The organism is Nonomuraea sp. NPDC004354 (assembly GCF_053602555.1).
This window is the reverse complement of sequence record NZ_JBSGDV010000018.1, coordinates 28,564-48,998: the sequence shown is the minus strand read 5'-3', so window position 1 is coordinate 48,998 and position 20,435 is coordinate 28,564. Positions and strand designations below refer to the sequence as shown.

The window sequence follows — 20,435 nt, the reverse complement described above, 5'->3', positions numbered from 1 at the left end:
GGCAGGCGTCACGTGTGGGTGTTCTTGGGGAGGAGGAACATGAGCGCGGCCGCGGCGGCGTAGCAGGCGATCTGCCAGGGCAGGATCGTGGCGAGGGCGTCGCCGTACGCGACGAGACCGGAGGCTCCGTCGCGCAGGGAGCCGTCCAACCGGGCGAAGAACACGACGCCGAGGACGGCGACGCCGAGCGCGTTGCCGATCTGCGTGATGGTGGTGAGGACACCGCCCGCGGCTCCGGCGTCCTGGGCGGGCACGCCGGCGAGAACGACGTTGATCAGGGACGGGGCGGTGAGACCCAGCCCCAGACCTCCCATGAACAGGGGCATGGCCAACTCCCAGGAAGAGGGTTCGCCGCCATCGCCGACGATGAGGAGCAGTACGACCTGGGACGCGGCCAGGAGCAGCGCGCCGTAGACGAGAAGGGCTCGACCGGCACGGTGGGCGAACCGGACGCCGATCCCGGAGGTGATGATCGAACCGACGGCGTACGGCAGGATGACCAGCCCGGTTTCGAGGGCGGTACGTCCGGCGCCGAGCTGGAGGTAGAGGGACAGCAGCAGGAAGAAGGAACCGAGCGCTCCGAAGAACAGCACGGAGACCGACAGGCCGGCGGCGAAGGCGAGTACGCGAAGGAGCGCGGGGTCGAGGATCGGCTGCGCGCCCCGGGCGACCAAGCGCCGCTGCCTGAGGAGGAACACGGCCGTCGCGGGAGCCGAGAGCGCCAGGACGGCGAAGCCCCACCAGGGCCAGCCCCACTCGCGTCCCTGGATCAGGGGCAGGAGCAGGAGCGTGGCGGCGGTGGCGGCCAGAACCGCCCCCGTCAGGTCCAGCCGGGTACGGCCCGGCGAGCGGGATTCGGGCATGGCTCGGGCCCCTACGATCAGCGCGATGATCGCGATCGGCACGTTGACCCAGAAGATCGCCCGCCACCCCAGACCGAACAGGTCGGCTTCGACCAGAAGCCCGCCGAGCAGCGGTCCGGCCACCGAGGCCAGACCGAGCACGGCACCGTAGGCACCCAGAGCCCTCGCGCGTGCGCCGGGCTCGAATGATGCGCGGATGACGCCGAACACCTGCGGGATCATCAGGCCGCCGGCCAGGCCTTGCGCGACGCGCATGCCGACCAGCGCTCCGGGGCTCGGCGCCAGCCCGCAACCGGCCGAGGCCAGCATGAACGCGGCCAGCCCCAGCAGGAAGACGCGGCGGCGCCCGTACAGGTCACCGATGCGGCCCCCGGTGATCAGGCCCGCTCCGACCGAGAGCGTGTAGCCGGCCAGCATCCACTGCAGTGCGGCCTGGCCGGCGCCGAGGTCCTGGGCGATCGCCGGGGCCGCCACGCTGACGATCGTGGCATCGAGGAGCTCCATGAAGGACGCGGTGAGGACCGCGGCCAGGACGACGGTCGCCGTGCGGCCGGTCAGGAAGAGCGCGGGTGCCGCTCGGTCGCCGTGGCGGCGGGTGGGGGTGGTCATGCTGGGCTGAACTCCCTTGTCAGGAGGCAATGGGATAGCATGTCTGCGCAACACAGTAGCTGCGTCACGCAGCAAAAGTATCATGAACTTCACTGCGCGACGCAGCGAAATAAAGGGGAGGGGTGCCACGATGGCGGAGCCGGGACCGGGCAGAGAAGCGCTACTTGCCGAGGTCACGAAGGACGTGGTGCCAAGCTGGGCGATCCTGGTCGTTCAGCTCAACAGCCTGGTCGCCGAGCGGCTGGAGGTCACCGACACCGACGTGCAATGCCTTCACGTACTGGGCCGTCACGGCCCGACGACACCGGGCATCCTGGCCAAGCACGTGAACCTCACCACCGGATCGGCCTCACGCATGATCGACCGGCTCGTCGCCGCAGGCTGCGTCCGCCGGGTGGCCGACCCTCACGACCGCAGGAAAGTGCTCATCGAGCCCACCCAGGAAGGACTCGACCGGGTCAGTGCCGCCTACTCGGGACTGATCACCCGCACACGAGACGACCTCGGCGACTTCGACGACGCGGAGCTCGCCACTATCGTCCGATTCATGAGAACGGCCGAACGCAGCACCGCCGCCGAAATCCACCGGCTCCAAGCCATGGACGGCAGCGCGGGAGTGCACGCCCAGCACACCGCTGGTTAGCCGACGTCGGGAACCCATCGAACGACGGCGGGAAGGGACTGGCGCGCAGCATTGCCGAGGTCGAATTCGCCCGGCCAGGAGAGCACGCGCGGTTGTCCGACGAGAACGTCGCGCCTGCTGCCCGGCCGTTACCGGCGTTGCCGGCCACTGCGGGCTGCTCGCGGTGTGGCCTGGCCATTGATCGTTTCTGGTCGCAGGACCGGCGATGTCGGTGGTCGGTCGGCGGGTGTCCACGATCCCCCTCATCTGGTCGCCCTGACGTCGGGATTAGGGTGAAACTCGGCGGAGGAATGAGGTGCCGAGATCGACGATCGGCAAGGAGACCTCGATGGACTACGACCTATTCGAACAGGGCGACATCCAACTGCAGAGCGGCGCCACACTGCGCGACGCCAAGCTGGCTTACAAGACCTACGGCGAGCTCAACGCTGACAAGAGCAACGCGATCGTCTATCCGACGTGGTACTCGGGCCAGCACTACGACAACGAGTGGCTCATCGGTGAGGGCATGGCACTCGATCCGTCGCGATATTTCATCGTCATCCCCAACATGTTCGGCAACGGGCTCTCGTCGTCGCCGAGCAACACCCCGCCGCCACATGACGGGGCACGGTTCCCGGACGTGACGATGTACGACAACGTCCGAGCCCAGCACCGTCTCATCACCGAGCGGTTCGGCATCGAGCGCCTGGAACTCGTCACGGGCTGGTCGATGGGGGCCGGGCAGACCTACCAGTGGGCGCTCAGCTACCCCGAAATGGTCCGTCGGATACTCCCCTTCTGCGGCTCGGCGAAGACCAGCATCCACAACATCGTCTTCCTTGAGGGCGTCAAGGCTGCGCTCACCGCCGACTCGGAGTGGAACAACGGCTGGTACCGCGAGCAGCCGCGGGTCGGACTTCGGGCGATGGCCCGCGTCTACGCCGGCTGGGGCTTCTCCCAGCAGTTCTACCGGGAGAAGCTCTACGAGCGCGAGCCGCTCCGCTACGGCTCTCTGGAGGACTTCCTCGTCGGCTTCTGGGAGGGGTTGTTCCTCAAGCGCGACGCGAACAATCTCCTCACCATGCTGTGGACGTGGCAGAACGCCGACATCGGCAAGACCCCGGGTTTCAGCGGCGTCGAGGCGGCACTCGCCGCCATCCGCACACCGGCGATCGTCATGCCGGCCCAGCAGGATCTCTACTTCCCGCCCGAGGACAACGAGTGGGAGGTCGCCCACATGCCCCTTGCGGAGCTGCGGATCATTCCCGGCTCGTGGGGGCACTTCGCCGGAGGGGGGCTCAACCCGGTGGACACGAAGTTCATCGACAACGTGCTCAAGGAGTTGCTCGCGCGGGAGGTCTAGGAGCTGTTTCTCAGCTCTCCTGACGGTGGGCGCCGGTTTGTCGCTCTTGGTCATCCCGGCACCCGTGACCGGCAGATTTGCGCAATCCCGTGCGGGTAGAGGTGCCGCGACCGGCCCACCGTGGCGCCGGTCCGGGGGCGCAATCTGCCACTGAAACGCATGGAGACGCGTATGACGTACGGGATCTGGGAGTATCGGCCCTCGTCCAACTACAGCGCGGACGCCGGCCTGGTCGGCTACAAGGTCGAGGCGACCGACGGCTCGATCGGCAAGGTCGACGAGGCCAGCGAGCAGGTCGGCTCGGCCTACCTCATCGTCGACACCGGGCTGTGGATCTTCGGTAAGAAGGTCATGCTGCCCGCCGGCACCATCGACCGGATCGACACCGAACAGCAGAAGATCTACGTCGACCGTACCAAGGAGGAGATCAAGAACGCTCCCGAGTACGACCCCGACAGGGGCCACGACGACGTGGACTACCGCGAGCGGATCGGCGGCTACTACGGCCCGTTCTACGGCGGTGCCTAGCCCCGATGCCGTGCAGTTGACGGCGGCTCCCGCAGACGACCGGTCGGCGCGGGCCCTGGCGGTGGCGCTGCATCACGTCATGGCCCACGAACCGGCTCTCTTCGGGGCGCTGCCCTACGCATCCTGCCTGATGTCCATCGTGCGGTGGTCGGCGAGCTCCTCCGACAGTCCCCGGCCGCCAGGAACAACAGCGTGCGCGCCAGTCGTGAGCGGGCCGCCGAGCTGCGCCGGCGGTTGGAGGAAGCGGGCCGGGCAGCCGCAACGTCTCCAGAGCGAGTTGGATCAGGCTCGTGCCGTGCGTGAGCAGCCGGTGGGCGAAGGGGAGGAACTGCGTCAAGCGCGCGCCTCAGCCCTGCTGGATGCGGCTGGTCCTGGGCCCGATCATCAGAGCGCTGATCGCGGCCCTGGGCTCAGCCTGTCACGCCCGCCACAGCGCGACCGGCGTATTCGTCGGCCATGACCCCGCCGCCGACGGGTCGCATGGGTACATGCCGGAGAAGTTGATCGCGCGTGCCCTGGCGGGTCCCGGCGTGGGGGGCGCACCCATCAGGGTCGAGGCCAGGTCCGGACCGGCCTTCTCGTGGTATACGGTAGGGGGGTACCGTACGTTGAGGAGGACGCATGCGACGCCTGACGGCACTGGACCCGGCAGACGCACCCGAGAAGTCCCGGGAGCTGTTGAACGACATCATCGGCAGGAGGGGCGGCGTGGGCCAGATGGTGTCCACGATGGCCCACTCACCTGCGCTGCTGCAGGGATACCTCGACTTCTCCAAGGCCATGAAGCGGACGAAGCTCCCGCGGCCGCTCAGCGAGAAGATCTCGCTGGCCGTACAGGAATGGATCGGTTGCGCCTACTGCCTCGACGCGCACGCCGAGGCCGGTCGCGCGGCCGGCCTGAGCGAGGCGGACATCGCGCTCGCCCGCCAGGGCACCTCCGTCGACGCCCGTGAGGCGGCACTCATCGCCGTGGCCGTTCGCGTGCTGGCCGAGCCGTCCTCGCTGACCGACGAGGACGTGGCGGAGCTGCGGGCGCACGGCTGGAGCGACCGGATCATCGCGGAGATCGTCGGCCTGGTCACCCTCAACCTGCTGACGGGCGCCTTCAACCTTCTCGCCGGCCTGGAGCCGGCCGAAGAGAGCGTGTAGGGGGCGGGCCGTCACCCCGGCCGGCTCCGGGACGGCCGCGGCCGATGGCGCCCGCGGCCGTCCCGGCGGAGGCCGTCCTACGCTCGGGCGATGCGGCCGGTCGCCGGGGCGCGGTCATCGCGGCCGGCGGGGCCGGCGGGGGCTCGGCCCTGCAGGTGCACGGCCGCCGCGCACGCCCACCCCACGACGGCCAAGCCGCACCACGGCAGCGCGGGAAGACCCAGCGACCGGCTCGCGTCGAGGGCCGCGCCGGTGAGCAGGTTGCCCACCGCGACGCCGATGCCGGACAGCGTGCTGTAGAACCCGTAGGAGGTCCCCACCAGCCGGTCGCCGCCCAGCTCCGTGATCGTCGCCATCTCGAACGGATAGACGACCATCGTGGCCGCGGTCAGCAAGGCGGTGGTGAGCAGCACGGGAGCCAGCACGAGAGCCGGTGGCGGTGTCATCGGAACGGCCAGCGGCAGGAACGACGCCCCCATGAGTGTCAGACCCCGCACGATGGCCTGCCGTGCCGTCCATCGGGCCCTGATCCAGGCGGTCAGCCGTACCTGGCCCGCCACGGCCAGCCCGCCGGACACGGCGAACAGCAGCATGACGCCGACCTCGCCTCCCGTGAGCCGCCGCACCTCCAGCGGCAGCCCGAGATAGACCTGGAAGTTCAGGACGTACGAGCCGGCCATGGCCAGGGAGAACAGCAGCAGGGGGCGGTTGCGGAGCACCTGCCGCCAGCCGTACAGGATGGATCCGTCACGGTGGCCGGCCCGCGCGGGCATGGCCCTGACCTGCGCGACGGCCAGGAGGGCGAAGAGCGCGGCCGCCACCAGACACGTCAGCCGGAAGCCCGCGCCCTGGAGAAGCAACCCGATGAGCGGCCCGATCAGAATGCCGGCCTGGTAGAAGACGTTGAAGGCGGCGAACGCCGCCACCTTGCTGTCGCCCGCTTCGTGGGCGAGGTAGGCGCGCGCGGCCGGGTTGAACAGGGCGCCGGCCAGTCCGGTGAGCGCCGAGGCGATGATCAGCACGGGTACCGCCTCGGCCAGGCCCAGCAGCGCGAATCCGGCGGTGCGCAGGACCAGCCCGGCCAGGATCATCGGCTTGTAGCCCAGCCGGTCGGCCAGGCTGCCGCCGAGCAGGAACATGCCCTGCTGGCTGAGGTTGCGCACGCCGAGGATCAGCCCGACGAGCCAGACGGCCAGGCCGAGGTCCCCGGCCAGATGGTTGGCCAGGTACGGCATCAGCATGTAGAAGCCGATGTTGATGGTGAGCTGGTTGACCAGCAGCAGCCTGATCGGCTTGGTGAACGACCTCATGGCGCCACCGGGTCGATGACGGTCGTGCACCGGGTCCAGCGCCGCACTTCGGTGTCGAGCGGGTGGCCCACCTCGTCCGGCTCGGGATCCGGCTTGCGGGAGAGCAGGCCGTGGTCGTCACAGTAGGCGTCGTTGTAGATCGTGTCGGCGTAACGGTGCGGACCGTCGGGGAAGATCGCGGCGATCCGCGTGCCGTCGGGGTGCGTCCTGGCCAGCCACGAGGAGACCAGGGCCACCGCGCCCACGCTCCAGCCGCCGCTGGCGTAGTGCCCCGACGCCAGGCGCCGGCAGGCCCAGACCGCCTCGTCGGGCGCCACCCAGTGGATCTCGCTGAAGCTGTCGTAGGCGACGTTGCGCGGATGGATGCTGCTGCCCAGGCCGCGCATCAGCCGCTGCCGGGCGGGCTGACCGAAGATCGTCGAGCCGATCGTGTCGACTCCGACCAGGCGAACGCCGGGGCAGAGCCGCCGAAGCGTCCGATAGACGCCCGCGCTGTGACCGCCGGTGCCGACGCTGCAGACGAGCACGTCGATCCGGCCGAGCTGGTGGGCGAGTTCCCTGGCCAGGTCGTCGTAGGCGCTGACGTTGTCGGGGTTGTGATACTGGTCGGGGCAGTGGCTGCCCGGGTTCTCCTCGAGGAGCGCGCGCACGCGCTCGCGCCGTGCCTGCTGCCAGCCGCCGGTGGGGTGCGGCGCCGGCACCGTGTCGACGCGGGCGCCGTAGGCGCGCAGCAGCCGATGCATGGCGGGCTCCATGCCAGGATCGGTCACCAGGACGACCGGGTGGCGGTAGACGATCCCGGCCAGGGCCAGTCCCAGTCCGAGCGTTCCGCTGGTCGACTCGATGATCGAGGCTCCCGGCCGGAGCGCTCCCCTGCACCGCGCTTGCGCGATCATGTACAGCCCGGGGCGGTCCTTGATGCCGCCGGGGTTGCATCCCTCCAGCTTCGCCCAGAAGCCGCGCTTCCCGTCGCCCCAGAGTTCCGGCACCCACAGCACCGGGGTGTCGCCGACCAGGCTCGACAGTTTCGGCGCACGGCAGAGCCGGCGCCTCTCGGTGGTTCCCATGATGAATGTCCTTGCCATGACGCGTGCGTACGGATGTCTCGGGCAGGCGTGTGCCGGGCACACGCCTGCCTGCTACACCCGTGTCACGCACACCATGGTGAGGATGGCGACCCCGCTCGGCTTGGCGGCGTCGGCCGGCCGGTCCGGCCGCGACAGGGGCCGCTCCGTCAGTTCCTCGGCGGCCACCCGCGCGCCGGCCGGTACGGCGAGGCCGGGCCCTGGGCTCGGCTGGGTGGCCGGCATGTCGCAGCTCTCGGTGTGTTCGTGGCCGCCTGGAGCATGGTGGTGCGAGTGAGAGGTGGTGGCGCCCGCCGCGTGAACGTCGGCGGCGGCGTGGTGACCGTGCGGGCCGAAGGCGCACATCAGGAGGTGGAGCACGACGGTGACCGCCAGCAGCCCGAGCACGATGGAAGCTCGGCGAGCTGGCGTCCGTGGCGCGCGGCTCCAGGTCACGCTGACGACGCTAGCTCACTGAACGTATGCATTGCTTCTACACTGAGTTAACGAGATGTGCGAGTCGCGACGCTGTCCTTTCCGGAGTTCGCGATCTACTACAGTGGATAGGACGTGTGATCGGGGGAGTGCTGTGATCAAGGGAGCGGGCGCGAGGCTGCCGCGCTGGCTCGTCGTGGTCGCGCTCGCCTTCGGTGTCGCCTGCATGCACTCGCTGGGCCACGTGAGCGCCGATCACGCGATCTCCGAGCACGCGATGCCGCACCACGGGCAGACGCCCCAGGTGGTGCCGCAGGGCGGTGACACACCCGGGCTCGACCCGACGGCGGTGTGCCTGGCCGTCATGACGCCCTTCCTGGTGCTGTGGCTCATCGCCGTGAAGGGGAGCGCCGGACGGCGCCTCCTCGTCGTGCCGGTCTCCCTCCCGGGCCCGGACCGGTTGGCCAGGCCGCCACCCAGGAAGACGGCGGTGCGCCTGGCCGAACTCTCGGTTCTCCGCGTATAGGCCGGCCACTTCCGCGGACAGCCGGACCGGCCCTGTCCGCGGCACGGTCCAACGCATCGGAGATCGAGAGAAGGCAAGCAGTATGGACGACAACCGATCCGGAATCCGCAGGCTCGCGCTGACCGCGGTCGCGGGAGCGGCATCCCTGGCGGTGCTGACGGCGTGCGGCGGCGGCGCGACGGCCGGGCACGGCATGAGCGCCACCGGCGCCCCCGCCGTGACGACGACCGGTGCCGGGCCCGGCATGAGCGCCACCGGCAGCCCTGCCGTGACGCCGACCGGCGCCCAGCCTGGCGCCGGCTTCAACGACGCGGACGTGATGTTCGCGCAGATGATGATCCCGCACCACCAGCAGGCGGTCGAGATGGCCGAGCTGGCCGGGACCCGCGCGTCCGGCGCGGAGGTCAAGGACCTGGCCGTGAAGATCAAGGCCGCGCAGGATCCCGAGATCCGGACCCTGCGGGGCTGGCTGAAGGACTGGGGCAAGCCCGAGTCGGCCGGGCACATGGCGGGCCACGGCATGTCGGGGATGATGAGCGAGGACGACCTGAAGAAGCTCGAGGCGGCCAAGGGCGCGGCCTTCGACCGGCTGTTCGCCCAGCAGATGATCGCCCACCACAACGGGGCCATCGAGATGGCCAGGACCGAGCAGGCCCAGGGGTCCAGTCCCGCGGCCAAGGAGCTCGCCAAGACGATCGAGACGACGCAGCAGGCCGAGGTCGCCCAGCTGCAGCAGATCCTCGATCGGCTCTGAGCGGGTCAGCGGCGGCGTCGGGGCGAACCGGCGCCGCCGCTGAACGGCTGATCGTCCGGGACCCGGTCGCCGGCGACAGCGGCGGCGTGGGGCGAGCCCCGATGCCGCCCCCGAACGGCCGATCGCCCGAGGCCCGGCCCTACCGGGACGCGGGCGATCGAAGCCTGCGCCCGTCGCGGGCGCAGGCGTGGCCGGTTACGTCAGGTAGCCGAGGAGCGTCATCATGCCGGACTCGGCGTGGTAGACGTTGTGGCAGTGGATCATCCACAGCCCCGGGTTGTCGGCGTCGAAGTCGACGTCCAGCGTGCCGTTCGGCATGACGATCGCGGTGTCCTTGCGGATGCCTCCCCGGGCCAGCGCGAACGTGTGGCCGTGCAGGTGCATGGGGTGCCACATCGTGGTGCGGTTCACGAACGACAGGCGGACCCGCTCCCCGGAGCGCACCGCGGAAACGATCGCCGGGTCGTACTTCCTGCCGTTGATCCCCCAGTCGTAGGCCATCATGCCGCCGGTGAGCTCCAGCTCGATGGTGCGGTCGGGCTTCCTGGGTGCGAGCCGTACGGCCTCGCCGGGGCGGAGCTCGGCGTAGCGCACCACCTCGCCCTCGAGTTCGCGTGGGCGCAGGTCCGGCTCGGGCGGCGCGGGGGTGCGGCTGGTGCGGATCAGCCCGCGCGCCACGGCGTCCTTCCCTTCCGCGAGGGCGACCAGCGGGAACACGCCGTCCTTGAGGGTGACCAGCACGTCGTAGCGCTCGCCCATGCCCAGCAGCAGGGCGTCCGTCTCGGCCGGCCGGACGGCGAAGCCGTCGGTGTGCGTGACGGTCATGCGGTGCCCGGCCAGGGCCACGCGGAAGGCGGTGTCACCGCCCGCGTTGATGATCCGCAGGCGCAGCCGGGTGCCCGGCCTGGCGCGGAAGGTCTCCGGCGCGGTGGCGATCCGGCCGTTGAGCAGGAAGTGCGGGTAGCGCACGTCGCCCGCGTCCCCGCCGAGAAGCACGCTGGTCGCGCCCATCAGCATGTGCGTGGCCGTCTCAGGCCGGGGCGGGGTCGTGCCATGGTCCATGCCCGGCATCCGCTCAGGCGTGGCGGTCGCCGTACCCCCGCCGTGATCCATGCCCATGCCGCCGGACAACGCGGCGAGCACCTCGTCCGGGGTGCCGGTGATCCCGTCCAGCCAGTCGTCGAGGACCACGATCCATTCGTCGTCGTAACCCAGCCGCTCGTCCGGGTCCTCCACGATCAGCGGGGCGTACAACCCGCGGTCGAGCTGGGTCCCGGTGTGCGGATGGAACCAGTAGGTGCCCGGATCGGGAGCGGCGAACTCGTAGGTGTACGCGGTGCCGGCGGTGACGGGCCGCTGGGTGACGGCGGGCACGCCGTCGGCGTCGTTGCGGAGGGCCAGACCGTGCCAGTGGACGCTGGTGTCGGTGGGCAGGTCGTTGGACAGGCGGGCGCGGACCACCTCGCCGGCCTTGACCCGCATCGGGGTGCCGGGGATCCGGCCGTCGTAGGCCCAGGTCCGCGCGATCGGGCCGCCCAGGTCCACCTCGGCGGGGGCGGCCCTCAAGCGGAAGTCGCGCACCGCTCCCGTACGGCGGGCCCGCTCGGCGGCGCGGACCTGTTCGCTGGTCGGGCTGAGGAACGGGGACGAGGGGGTCTGGGCGCACGCGGTGAGGGCGGCGCCGCCCAGCAGGCCGAGACCGGCCCTGAGCAGGGTACGCCGGCTGATGTGGTGCATGATCGATGCCTCGCTGAAGGTCGTGCTGACGGATGGGCGGGACCGGACCGGGCGTGGAGCCGCCGCGGTCCGGGTCTCCGCTCAGGTCCGCAGCACGACCGTGCGCGTCAGGGTGAGCGACAGGGGAGGCGTCCCCGCAAGCGCGGGCGGCGCTCGCCGTCCGGTACCTGGTCGGAGCCATGCGTCGAACGGGTCGGCCAGCCGCATCCGCAGCGGGGCCAGGGCCAGCAGCGCGGCGATGATCGCCAGGCAGATCGACACGGTGCCGGGCGCCCCGCCCGGTGCGTGGCCGGGATCGGCGTCCGCACGGCCAGGATCGGCGTCTGGACGGCCGGGACCCGCATCCGGGTGGCCGGGATTCGCCTGTGGGTGGCCGGGACCCGCATCCGGGTGGCTGGAATCGGCGTCTGGACGGCCGGGGTCGGCCTGTGGGCGGTTGGGGCCGTCGTCCGGCCTGGCGGGGTGAGCGCCTTCCGGGTGGAACGCGCCCGTCGTCGTGTGGGGCGTGGCGTCGTGCCGGTTGTCGAGGTGCCCGAAGGTGTGCATCGCGGCCACGCCCACCATGAGGAGCACAAGGAGCAGAAGGCGCGACAGCGCGCCGGTCAGCGATGCCTTCCGCTCCATTCCCACGGTCGCATGCTACCGGTATCTCCTATGGAGCGTCGTAGAAAGGTGGTCCGCCGCTCAGGTCACGGTGAGGGTGGTCTGCATGCCCTGCGCCCGGTGATTGCCGATCGGGCACCACACCGCGTACCGGCCGCGCTGAAGGGTGACGGTGAACCGGCCCTTCTGGCCGGGTTCGACGGTCTTCGACTGCTGTCCCTTCTTCATGCCCGGCCCTGTGATCGCCATCGCGTGGGATGTCTTGCCCACGTTGTCCAGCACGAAGGTGTAAGTGCCGGCGGGCAGGGCGTTCCTGGCGAAGGCGAAGGAGAACTCCTTCATCGTCACCTCCACCAGGGAATTCTTGGCGGCGGCGGACGGCGACGCGGTCGCGGTGGCAGGACCGGGCCCCGCGGACGCGGCCTGGAGACCGCCGGCGCCGGCGAAGCCCGTGACGGCGAGCAGGACGACCGCCGCTCCGGCTCCGGCCAGCGGAAACTTGTTGATCGCACGCATCGAGTGATCTCCTCCCTGCGGTCGCGACGCCCGGCGTGGAGGCTGTCGGGCGCGGCCGTTCCGGATCGGCGGCGGGGCCGCATCTGCCGAATACGTACTACCAGCCATAGTGAATTCTGCCCAGATGTCGGGCGGCTATCCTCCGCGCCGCGTTTTTGCCGTCAGCCGCCGGTCGGCCGTGAGCGCCGCCCGGACGTCATCCGCCGGTCGGCCGAGACCCTCCGCTCGGCCGTCAGCCGCCGCCCGGCCGTGACCGTCGCCCGGCCGTGACCCTCCGCCCGGCCGTCGGGCGTCCGGGCGGTGGCTCAGGGCCGCGGGGTCATCGAGGCGGCCCGGGGAGGCGGAGCCGCTTCAGGGCGAGCGCGTTGAGCGCGACGATGACGCTGGACCCGGACATCGACAGGGCGGCGATCTCCGGACGGAGCACCAGGCCGAAGGCAGGTTCGAAGACGCCCGCCGCGATCGGCAGCGCGATCGCGTTGTAGCCGACCGCCCAGCCCAGGTTCTGCCGCATCTTGCGCAGCGTGCCGCGGCCGATGGTCAGGGCGGTGGGGACGTCCAGCGGATCGGAACGCATGAGCACCACGTCGGCGGTCTCGATCGCCACATCCGTGCCCGCGCCGATGGCGATGCCGAGGTCGGCCCTGGCCAGTGCGGGGGCGTCGTTCACCCCGTCGCCCACCATGGCGACCTTCCGGCCGCCGGCCTGCAGCTCGGCGATCCTGGCCGCCTTGTCGCCCGGCAGCACCTCCGCGATCACCGTGTCGATTCCCAGCCGCTCGGCGATCCGCCGCGCCGTGGCCTCGTTGTCGCCCGTCAGCATGATGACCTCGACGCCCGCCTCGTGCAGGGCCGCCACCGCCGCCGCGGACGTCTCGCGCGGCGCGTCGGCGATGCCGAACAGCCCGGCGGCCCGACCGTCCACCGCGGCGATCACGGCCGTGCGCCCGCCGGCGGCCAACTCCTCACGGCGGCCGGCCAGCTCGCCCAGCTCGATGCCTTCGGCCGCCATCAGCCTGCGGTTGCCCACCACGACGCGGCTCCCGTCCACGACGGCGATCGCGCCATGGCCTGGGACGTTCTCGAACGTGACCGCACGCGCGGAGTCGACTCCCCGCCCGTCGGCCTCCCGGACGATGGCCTCGGCCAGCGGATGCTCGGACTCACGCTCGACGGCGGCGACCAGGCGCAGCAGCCGGGCCTCGCCGATGCCCTCGGTGATCACGTCGGTGACCTCGGGCTCGCCCTTGGTCAGCGTCCCGGTCTTGTCCATGACGACCGCCTGGATGCGGGCGGCGCTCTCCAGCGCCATCGCGTTCTTGAACAGCACGCCACGCTTGGCGCCCAGTCCCGTACCGACCATGATCGCGGTGGGTGTGGCCAGGCCCAGGGCGTCCGGGCAGGTGACGACCACCACGGTGATGGCGAAGAGCACCGCCGTACTGAGGCCCGCCCCCGCCACCAGCCAGGCGGCGAAGGTCAGGGCGCCGCCGACGAGAGCGACGAGGACCAGCCAGAACGCCGCCCGGTCGGCCAGCCGCTGGCCGGGCGCCTTGGAGTTCTGCGCCTGCTGGACCAGCTTGACGATCTGGGCGAGCGCGGTGTCGGCTCCCACCTTGGTGGCCCGCACACGCAGGGTGCCGTTCCTGTTGATGGTCGCCCCGATGACGGTCGAGCCGGCGGTCTTGTGCACCGGCAGGCTCTCGCCGGTGACCATGGACTCGTCCACGTCGCTCTCGCCGTCCTCGGCCACTCCGTCGACGGGGATCTTGGCGCCGGGCCGTACCAACAGGAGATCACCCGTGACCACCTCGGCCGTGGGCACCTCGACCGGCTCGCCGTCGCGGACGACGAGCGCCTTGGGCGGCGCCAGGTCGAGCAGGGCCCGGACGGCGTCGTTGGCCCCGCCTCTGGCGCGCATCTCGAACCAGTGGCCGAGCAGCACGAAGGCGGCGAGCACGGTGGCCGCCTCGTAGAACACCTCGCCGCCGCCGGTGAAGGTGACGATGACCGAGTACAGCCAGCCCGCCCCGATGGCCACCGCCACCAGCACCATCATGTCGAGCGTGCGGGCGCGCAGGGCCCGCACCGCGCCCTCGAAGAAGATCCACGACGAGTAGAAGATCACCGGCAGGCTGAGCAGCAGCGCCCACACGTCCTCGCGCAGCCCGAACGGAACCGGCACGCGCAGGCCGAACACCTCGCGCCCGATTGGCGACCAGATCAGGATCGGCACCGACAGCACGGCCGCCACCAGGAACCGGTTGCGCATGTCGGCGACCATCGCCTCCATCGACATGCCGGCGTGATCGCCGTGCCCCGTCATGTCGTGCGGCGACGGCTCACCCTCGTGGCCCGCACCCGCCGCCTTCTCCCGTACGGCGGTCGCGGCGACGTGGCGCGCGTGCGCATCCCCCGGCGGGTCGGGCTCCAGCATCGGATCGCAGATGTGGGCCGGCACGGACTGCCCTGCGCAGTGATAGCCGCACTCCCGCACCCACCGGCGCAGGTCGGCCACCGACGTGGCCCTGGGGTCGAACACCACGGTGGCCGTCTGCGCCACCGGATTGACCTCGACGTCCAGCACCCCGGGGCGGCGGCTCAGGACCGCGTGCACGACGCTCTGTTCCGATGCCCACCGCAGCCCGCTCACGTCGAGGATCGCGGTGCTGCGGTCCTTGAGCTCTCCGATCGACACGTCCGCCTCCGTCCGTCCGGCGGCGCCGCGCCCCACGGCGCCTGTCCCGTTAACTACTATGCAAAATAGTTAGGCGTGGCGCACGCGAGGGTCGGCGCCGGCGTCAGGAAACGTCCAGGGCCGTGCCGTACAGGCGGGAAAGCTTGATTTTGATCACCACGCGCCGCTCGAGCGCCTGCTGCTCCAGGAAAGCCGCCGGATCGGTCACCTCTCCGGCGAACGCCAGCAGTTCCTCGGGACTGTCCAGCACCTCGGCCTGCCCCTCGGCCACCGCGAACGACCACACGTCGGGGCCACTGACATGAAGGGCGACATGCGGGTCGTTACGGACCTGCCGCGCCTTCAGCCGGTCGGCCGTGGTGGAGATCCGGATGACGCGCTCGACGGGGCTCCAGCGGTACAGGACGGTCGACATGGCCGGGTGGCCGCTGCGCTTCACCGTCGCCAGCACCCCGAACTGCTGCTCCTGCAGGAGTGACTCCAGTTCCTCGGGGGTCAGGCGGCGCGGGGCGGGTCCAGTCTGCTCACTCATGTCCCCTTCCTATCAGCCGAACCCGCGCACCCTGGACCGCCTCGCGCGGGATCGGCGGCCCCTCGACAGCAGCCTTCGCCCCTGGTGGGCGGCCCCGGGCGCTACACGGCGCGGATCGGCGCGCCCACCGTGTGCAGGTGGCGGAGCATCAGCCGGTAGGACTCCAGCAACCCCGTCTCGCAGTAGGGGAGTCCGATCTCGGCGCAGTACTCCCGCACGATGACCTGGGCCTTCCCCAGGTGCGGCGTGGGCATGTTCGGGAACAGGTGATGCTCGATCTGGTAGTTCAACCCGCCCATGGCGGTGTCGATGAACCAGCCGCCGCGAACGCCGCGGGTGGTCAGCACCTGGCGGCGCAGGTAGTCCAGCTCCTCCCCGGGCTTGAGGGTGGGCATGCCCTTGTGCCCGGGCGCGAACACCGACCCCATGTAGAGACCCCACAGCCCCTGGTGCACCACGAGGAAGACCAGCGCCTTGCCGGGGGAGAGCACCAGGAAGAGCGCGGCTAGGTAGGCGATCACGTGCGCGGCCAGCAGCGTGCCCTCGACGAGGCGGTGCTTGACGGCCGGGTTGCGCAGTGAGCGGAATCCCGAGACGTGCAGGTTCAGGCCTTCGAGCAGGAGCAGCGGGTAGAACAGCGCCGCCTGACGACGTCCGATGAACCTGGACAGGCCGCTGCTGGCCCTGGCCTGGTCGGTGGACCAGACCAGGATGTCCGGCGCGACGTCCGGATCCAGCTCCTCGTGGTTGGGGTTGGCGTGGTGGCGGGTGTGCTTGTCCATCCACCAGCCGTAGCCCATCCCGATCATGAGATTGCCGGCGATCCACCCGCTGATCCTGGTCGGCCGCATGGTGCGAAAGACCTGGCGGTGGGCGATGTCGTGACCGAGAAGTGCCACCTGGGCGAACATGACCGCGAAGAAGGCGGCGACGAGCACCTGCCACCAGGAGTCGCCCAAGGCGAAGAAGGCGGCCAGCCCGGCCAGGTAGAGTCCTGCGACCAGCGCGATCCTGCGCGCGTAGTAGCCGGGCCGGCGCCTGAGCAGCCCGGCCGCGGTGACGCGCTTGAGGAGCCGGGCGTAGTCGCTGCCGGTCTGGGGCCGGACACTCTGAACGTTGGACATGCCGAGGAGTCTGGCCAGGATCCCTCCTGGCGGGGATCATGGCTGCACCCGTCTCGATGGGAGGGTAAGCCCTACCATCGGAGTACGGTTGCCCGCCGGTCAACCGGTCGCGGACCGTCGGGTACATGACCGCTCCTCGCTGCGGTGGGCCGGATGCCGGGCGGGTCCGCTGTTCGGCGGACCCGGCAGGCCGGCAGGGTCCGCCATCCGGCGGAGTCGGCCGATGCCGCGGATGGTTACGATCGGTGGCCATGACGATGACCCGGCTGCCGGACGTCCGAGGAGCGACATCATGACGATCTCGGTAGCGCTCGTCGACGACGAGGTGATGGTCCGCGTGGGCCTGCGCATGGTGCTGAGCGGCGAGCCGGACATCGAGGTCGTCGGCGAGGCCTCCGACGGTGTCGAGGCCCTCGACCTGGTCGCGCGCACCCGGCCGGACGTCGTGCTGATGGACGTGCGCATGTCCAGGATGGACGGGCTGGAGGCGTCACGGCGGCTCGTACGGGATCACCCGGACAGCAAGGTCATCGTGCTCACCACGTTCGACGAGGACGAGCACGTCGCCGCCGCCCTGCGCGCCGGGGTCAGCGGCTTCCTGCTCAAGATCGCCCCACCCGAGCAACTGGTCGAGGCGGTCCGGACGGTCGCGGCCGGCGGGGGACTGCTGCACCCGGCGGTGACCCTGCGGGTGATCGCCGCCTTCGCCGGTCAGCCGGAGCCCACCCGCACGACGAGCCGGACAGCCCAGCTGGACTCGCTCACCAGCAGGGAGACGGACGTTCTGAGGATGCTGGCACAGGGCCTGACGAACACCCAGATCGCGGCCCGGCTGTACCTGGGCGAGGCGACGGTCAAAACCCACCTGTCCCGGATCCTCATGAAGCTCAACCTGGCCACCCGCGTCCAGGCGGTGGTCTTCGCCTACGAAAGCGGCCTCGTCCGCCCCGGAGAGCACGACCGTCCCTAGCCGGATGTCGCCGGCCTGTGTCCTCCTGGTCGAGGTGCCTGCGTCAAGGCTTCCAGGCGTAGCACTCGACCTCGGCGCGGCGGAAGGGGAGACCCTTCGCGACCGAGTCCTTCACGCACGCGCGTTCGGAGGGGCTCAGTCTCAGCTCGCCGCACACGCTCACCCCGGAATACGTGCGGCAGTCCAGCGTCGGGTCGGCTCGCCCGATGCGATAGGTCCGCCTGACCTCCGAGCGGCACTCGGCCCGCGCATCCGGCGTGTCCGCGTACCGGCACTGATTGATCAGGATCTCGTACTGCTGCTCGCTCACCTCATGCACGGGGCCGATCCCGCCCTGGGCTGAGCCCGCGGACAGGCCGAGGACGGCCACCACCCCGAGCCCGGCGACGACGATTCTGTTCATGATTCCCCCTACAGCGATCCCACCAGGCATCCTTCGGGATGCCGTCGGTCGAGCAGGCAGAGCTGGTTGTCCTCGGGATCGGCCGGCACGACGAAGCCCTCGTCGCCGGCCCGGACCGGTGGGGCCGCCACGGGAAGGGCCGGGCGCCCCGCACACGAGATATTCAGTTACCGGTGGTCAGGACCATGCGGAAGCGGGCCTGACCGGACATCATCTTCTGGACCGCCGCACCGGCCTCCTCCAGCGGGACCTCCTCGGTCCAGGCCCGGACGCCGCTCTGGGTCGCGAACCTCATGGTGTCCTGGGTGTCGACCGCGATGCCCGAAGCGTGGCCGTACACCCGCCTGGCCCCGCTGACGAGCTGCAGGGGCGTGACGTCCAGCGGCTCCATGTCGACGCCGACGATGATGAGCTCACCACGGCGCCCCATCCCGTCGACCGTCGCGGACATCGCCGCGGCGTTGGTCACCGTCGCCAGCACCACCTTGGCTCCCCCGTACGCCTGCAGCGCGTCGGCGGTCTGCTCGGTGGCGCTGTCGATGTAGCGGGACGCGCCGAGCTTGTGAGCCAGCGACGCCTTGTCGGGACCGCGGGCCATCGCGACGGTGTTGAAGCCCATCCTCGCGGCGAACTGTACGCCCAGGTGCCCCAGGCCGCCCAGGCCGAGGACCGCGACGGTGTCGCCGGGACGCGCGCTGCTGCGGCGCAGCGCGTTGTACACGGTCACGCCGGCGCAGGCCAGGGGCGCGGCCTCCACCGCCGTCAGCTCGTCCGGGACCGCGGCCAGGGCGACGGCCGGCACCACGACCGAGTCGGCGAACCCTCCGGCGTACGCGGCACCCGGCACCTGGAGCTCGGGGCACAGGACGCCGTCGCCCTCCCTGCAGGCGTCGCAGTGGCCGCAGCTGCCTCCGTACCAGCCGACCGCCACCCGGTCACCGACGGACCAGCCGGTGACGTCGCCGCCGACCGCGTCGATACGTCCGGCGATCTCGTGTCCTGGCGTGACAGGGAAGGTGGTGCCCGGGAGGTGCCCGCCGGTGATCAACGCGTCGGAGTGGCACACCCCGCACGCCTCGACGGTGATCCGCACCTGGCCCGGGCCCGGCTCCCGGGTATCCACCCGGACCAGGGACATCTCCCCGCCGGGCTCGGCGACCTGCATGGAACGGTGTGTGGTCGCAGCCATGCCGGCTCCTTTCTCTCGAGGCTTCGCCGGCTGTCCTTCGCCGGCAGGAGGAGCACCCGTCACCCTGCCGTTCGCATCGGGCTCACCGAACGGGGCGGAAGAAGGGTGGCTCTGGCGGTCCGGAACCGGGCTGGACACCCGTCGTGCTCCGGTCCCCGCGTGGGGCAGCGCCCCGGCACCTGAGCGCCCGGGAGAAGTCCTCGGCACGGTCCACGTCGGCGACCGGCCCCACCTCGACCTCGAGCTTCATGTCCACGAGCTCGGCTCCTCCCGTCCGGTGCCGGTGGCCTGTGCGTGCCGCCGGGGCTGCTGTCGTGCCGGGGGGAGTGCTCCCTTCTACAGTCGCGCCCCTCGCCGCCGAAGTCCAGGCGACCACCCTGCGTCCTTCGCTGTCGGCGGTGCGGTCGGGCGGGTCGCCGGGTTCAGCGGTGCAGGGCGGTCTCCCGCTCCATGCGCGACAGCTTCTCGGGATTGCGTACGGCGTAGAGCCCGGTGATGAGGCCGTCGTCGATGCGTACCGCCATGACGGTGTCGATCTCGCCGTCGCGCCGGAGGACCAGCGCCGGGTAGCCGTTGACCTGTGCCGGCCGCAGCGACGCCGTGGGGGTGATCCTGCCCAGCACGTGGGCCACCCGGTCGGCCCCCACGACGGGCGCCGGCGCGGCCTGCACGACTCCGCCACCGTCGGCCAGGAGGACGACGTCCGGCGCGAGGACGTCGAGCAGTCGTTGCAGATCGCCGGTTTCGATCGCCCGCTGGAACGCCTCGAGCGCCTGGCGGGTCTCGGCCGCGGACACGACCCCGCGCGGCCGGCGCGCGGCGACGTGCGATCGTGCCCGGTGGGCGATCTGGCGCACCGCGGCCTGGCTCTTGCCGACGGCTTCGGCGATCTCGTCGTACTCCAGATCGAACACCTCGCGCAGCACGAACACCGCCCGCTCGGTCGGTGTGAGTGTCTCCAGCACCAGCAGCATCGCCATCGAGACGCTGTCGGCCAGCTCGACGTCCTCGGCCACGTCGGGCGCGGTCAGCAGCGGCTCGGGCAGCCAGGGGCCGACGTAGGACTCCTTGCGCCGGCCGAGCGTACGCAGCCGGCCCAGCGCCTGCCGGGTGGTGATGCGGACCAGGTAGGCACGCTGATCCCGTACGGTGCCGAGGTCGACGCCCGCCCATCGCAACCAGGTCTCCTGCAGGACGTCCTCGGCGTCGGCGGCCGAGCCGAGCAGCTCGTAGGCGACGGTGAACAGCAGGTTGCGGTGGGCGACGAACGCCTCGGTGGCGGAGCGCCGGTTGTCGTCCTTGCTCATGCCCCCGCCGCGGTCTTCGGGCGGGGTCTGCGACGTGCCGTCCAATGTGTGGCTCCTGTTCGCTGTCGACTGTGTCACCCACCAGACACCGGGTCCCGCCGTTTTGTGACACCGGGACGGCAGCCGGTCC

The 20,435-nt window shown here is 71.0% G+C and carries 21 protein-coding genes; 7 read left to right on the top strand and 14 right to left on the bottom strand.

Annotation, left to right across the window (positions count from 1 at the left end; genetic code table 11):
- Positions 1-8: 8 nt before the first annotated feature.
- Entirely contained in the window at positions 9-1,472 is a 1,464-nt protein-coding gene (locus ACWENQ_RS35905) for an MFS transporter (protein WP_452418188.1), read from the bottom strand.
- Positions 1,473-1,554: 82 nt separating this feature from the next.
- Between ACWENQ_RS35905 and ACWENQ_RS35900 the strand changes: the two genes are divergently transcribed.
- The 4 genes from ACWENQ_RS35900 (at position 1,555) to ACWENQ_RS35885 (ending at position 5,137) form a co-directional block, all read left to right on the top strand.
- Positions 1,555-2,115: a MarR family winged helix-turn-helix transcriptional regulator gene (locus ACWENQ_RS35900; RefSeq protein WP_452418187.1), complete on the top strand. Its 561-nt coding sequence runs from the start codon at positions 1,555-1,557 to the stop codon at positions 2,113-2,115.
- Positions 2,116-2,443: 328 nt separating this feature from the next.
- On the top strand, positions 2,444-3,460 hold the full coding sequence (locus tag ACWENQ_RS35895; protein ID WP_449930323.1) for an alpha/beta fold hydrolase: 1,017 nt from the start codon (positions 2,444-2,446) through the stop codon (positions 3,458-3,460).
- A gap of 171 nt (positions 3,461-3,631) precedes the next feature.
- Positions 3,632-3,988, top strand: a complete 357-nt coding sequence (locus ACWENQ_RS35890) for a PRC-barrel domain-containing protein (RefSeq protein ID WP_449930325.1) — start codon at positions 3,632-3,634, stop codon at positions 3,986-3,988.
- Between the two features lie 621 nt (positions 3,989-4,609).
- Positions 4,610-5,137: a carboxymuconolactone decarboxylase family protein gene (locus ACWENQ_RS35885; protein ID WP_449930327.1), complete on the top strand. Its 528-nt coding sequence runs from the start codon at positions 4,610-4,612 to the stop codon at positions 5,135-5,137.
- A 77-nt stretch (positions 5,138-5,214) separates the two neighbouring features.
- Here ACWENQ_RS35885 and ACWENQ_RS35880 read toward each other — a convergent pair whose 3' ends face one another.
- The 3 genes from ACWENQ_RS35880 to ACWENQ_RS35870 all read right to left on the bottom strand — a co-directional run bounded on the left by ACWENQ_RS35880 (position 5,215) and on the right by ACWENQ_RS35870 (position 7,919).
- Entirely contained in the window at positions 5,215-6,447 is a 1,233-nt protein-coding gene (locus ACWENQ_RS35880) for an MFS transporter (protein WP_452418186.1), read from the bottom strand.
- Positions 6,444-7,514 carry a PLP-dependent cysteine synthase family protein gene (locus tag ACWENQ_RS35875; RefSeq protein ID WP_449930331.1) on the bottom strand — a complete coding sequence of 357 codons (1,071 nt, stop codon included), beginning with the start codon at positions 7,512-7,514 and terminating at the stop codon, positions 6,444-6,446. Before ACWENQ_RS35875 ends, ACWENQ_RS35880 begins: the two co-directional genes overlap by 4 nt.
- Before the next feature lie 72 nt (positions 7,515-7,586).
- Positions 7,587-7,919 carry a hypothetical protein gene (locus ACWENQ_RS35870; protein ID WP_452418185.1) on the bottom strand — a complete coding sequence of 111 codons (333 nt, stop codon included), beginning with the start codon at positions 7,917-7,919 and terminating at the stop codon, positions 7,587-7,589.
- Positions 7,920-8,100: 181 nt separating this feature from the next.
- Between ACWENQ_RS35870 and ACWENQ_RS35865 the strand changes: the two genes are divergently transcribed.
- Positions 8,101-8,472, top strand: a complete 372-nt coding sequence (locus ACWENQ_RS35865; RefSeq protein WP_449930335.1) for a hypothetical protein — start codon at positions 8,101-8,103, stop codon at positions 8,470-8,472.
- An 82-nt stretch (positions 8,473-8,554) separates the two neighbouring features.
- Positions 8,555-9,226: a DUF305 domain-containing protein gene (locus tag ACWENQ_RS35860; RefSeq protein WP_452418184.1), complete on the top strand. Its 672-nt coding sequence runs from the start codon at positions 8,555-8,557 to the stop codon at positions 9,224-9,226.
- 195 nt (positions 9,227-9,421) lie between these two features.
- On the opposite strand, the gene ACWENQ_RS35855 is transcribed toward ACWENQ_RS35860, so the two are convergent.
- The 6 genes from ACWENQ_RS35855 to ACWENQ_RS35830 all read right to left on the bottom strand — a co-directional run bounded on the left by ACWENQ_RS35855 (position 9,422) and on the right by ACWENQ_RS35830 (position 16,436).
- Positions 9,422-10,963, bottom strand: a complete 1,542-nt coding sequence (locus ACWENQ_RS35855) for a multicopper oxidase family protein (protein ID WP_452418183.1) — start codon at positions 10,961-10,963, stop codon at positions 9,422-9,424.
- 81 nt (positions 10,964-11,044) lie between these two features.
- Positions 11,045-11,593: a hypothetical protein gene (locus ACWENQ_RS35850; protein ID WP_452418182.1), complete on the bottom strand. Its 549-nt coding sequence runs from the start codon at positions 11,591-11,593 to the stop codon at positions 11,045-11,047.
- 54 nt (positions 11,594-11,647) lie between these two features.
- Complete coding sequence (locus ACWENQ_RS35845; protein ID WP_452418181.1) at positions 11,648-12,082, bottom strand: cupredoxin domain-containing protein; 435 nt, start codon at positions 12,080-12,082, stop codon at positions 11,648-11,650.
- A 319-nt stretch (positions 12,083-12,401) separates the two neighbouring features.
- Positions 12,402-14,780 (bottom strand): heavy metal translocating P-type ATPase, encoded by a 2,379-nt coding sequence (locus tag ACWENQ_RS35840; RefSeq protein WP_452418179.1) that lies wholly within the window; start codon positions 14,778-14,780, stop codon positions 12,402-12,404.
- Positions 14,781-14,883: 103 nt separating this feature from the next.
- The gene (locus ACWENQ_RS35835) at positions 14,884-15,312 is read right to left on the bottom strand and encodes a pyridoxamine 5'-phosphate oxidase family protein (RefSeq protein WP_452418178.1); all 429 of its coding nucleotides are present in this window, start codon (positions 15,310-15,312) and stop codon (positions 14,884-14,886) included.
- A gap of 101 nt (positions 15,313-15,413) precedes the next feature.
- Positions 15,414-16,436, bottom strand: a complete 1,023-nt coding sequence (locus ACWENQ_RS35830; RefSeq protein WP_452418177.1) for a fatty acid desaturase family protein — start codon at positions 16,434-16,436, stop codon at positions 15,414-15,416.
- A 292-nt stretch (positions 16,437-16,728) separates the two neighbouring features.
- Between ACWENQ_RS35830 and ACWENQ_RS35825 the strand changes: the two genes are divergently transcribed.
- Entirely contained in the window at positions 16,729-17,406 is a 678-nt protein-coding gene (locus ACWENQ_RS35825) for a response regulator (RefSeq protein ID WP_452418175.1), read from the top strand.
- A 43-nt stretch (positions 17,407-17,449) separates the two neighbouring features.
- Here ACWENQ_RS35825 and ACWENQ_RS35820 read toward each other — a convergent pair whose 3' ends face one another.
- From ACWENQ_RS35820 to ACWENQ_RS35805, 4 genes are all read right to left on the bottom strand, one after another.
- Positions 17,450-17,809, bottom strand: a complete 360-nt coding sequence (locus ACWENQ_RS35820) for a hypothetical protein (protein WP_449930353.1) — start codon at positions 17,807-17,809, stop codon at positions 17,450-17,452.
- 8 nt (positions 17,810-17,817) lie between these two features.
- Entirely contained in the window at positions 17,818-17,940 is a 123-nt protein-coding gene (locus ACWENQ_RS35815; protein ID WP_449930355.1) for a hypothetical protein, read from the bottom strand.
- Between the two features lie 32 nt (positions 17,941-17,972).
- Positions 17,973-18,998, bottom strand: a complete 1,026-nt coding sequence (locus ACWENQ_RS35810) for an alcohol dehydrogenase catalytic domain-containing protein (RefSeq protein ID WP_452418173.1) — start codon at positions 18,996-18,998, stop codon at positions 17,973-17,975.
- 422 nt (positions 18,999-19,420) lie between these two features.
- Positions 19,421-20,305 carry an RNA polymerase sigma-70 factor gene (locus ACWENQ_RS35805; RefSeq protein WP_452418172.1) on the bottom strand — a complete coding sequence of 295 codons (885 nt, stop codon included), beginning with the start codon at positions 20,303-20,305 and terminating at the stop codon, positions 19,421-19,423.
- Between the last annotated feature and the right edge of the window lie 130 nt (positions 20,306-20,435).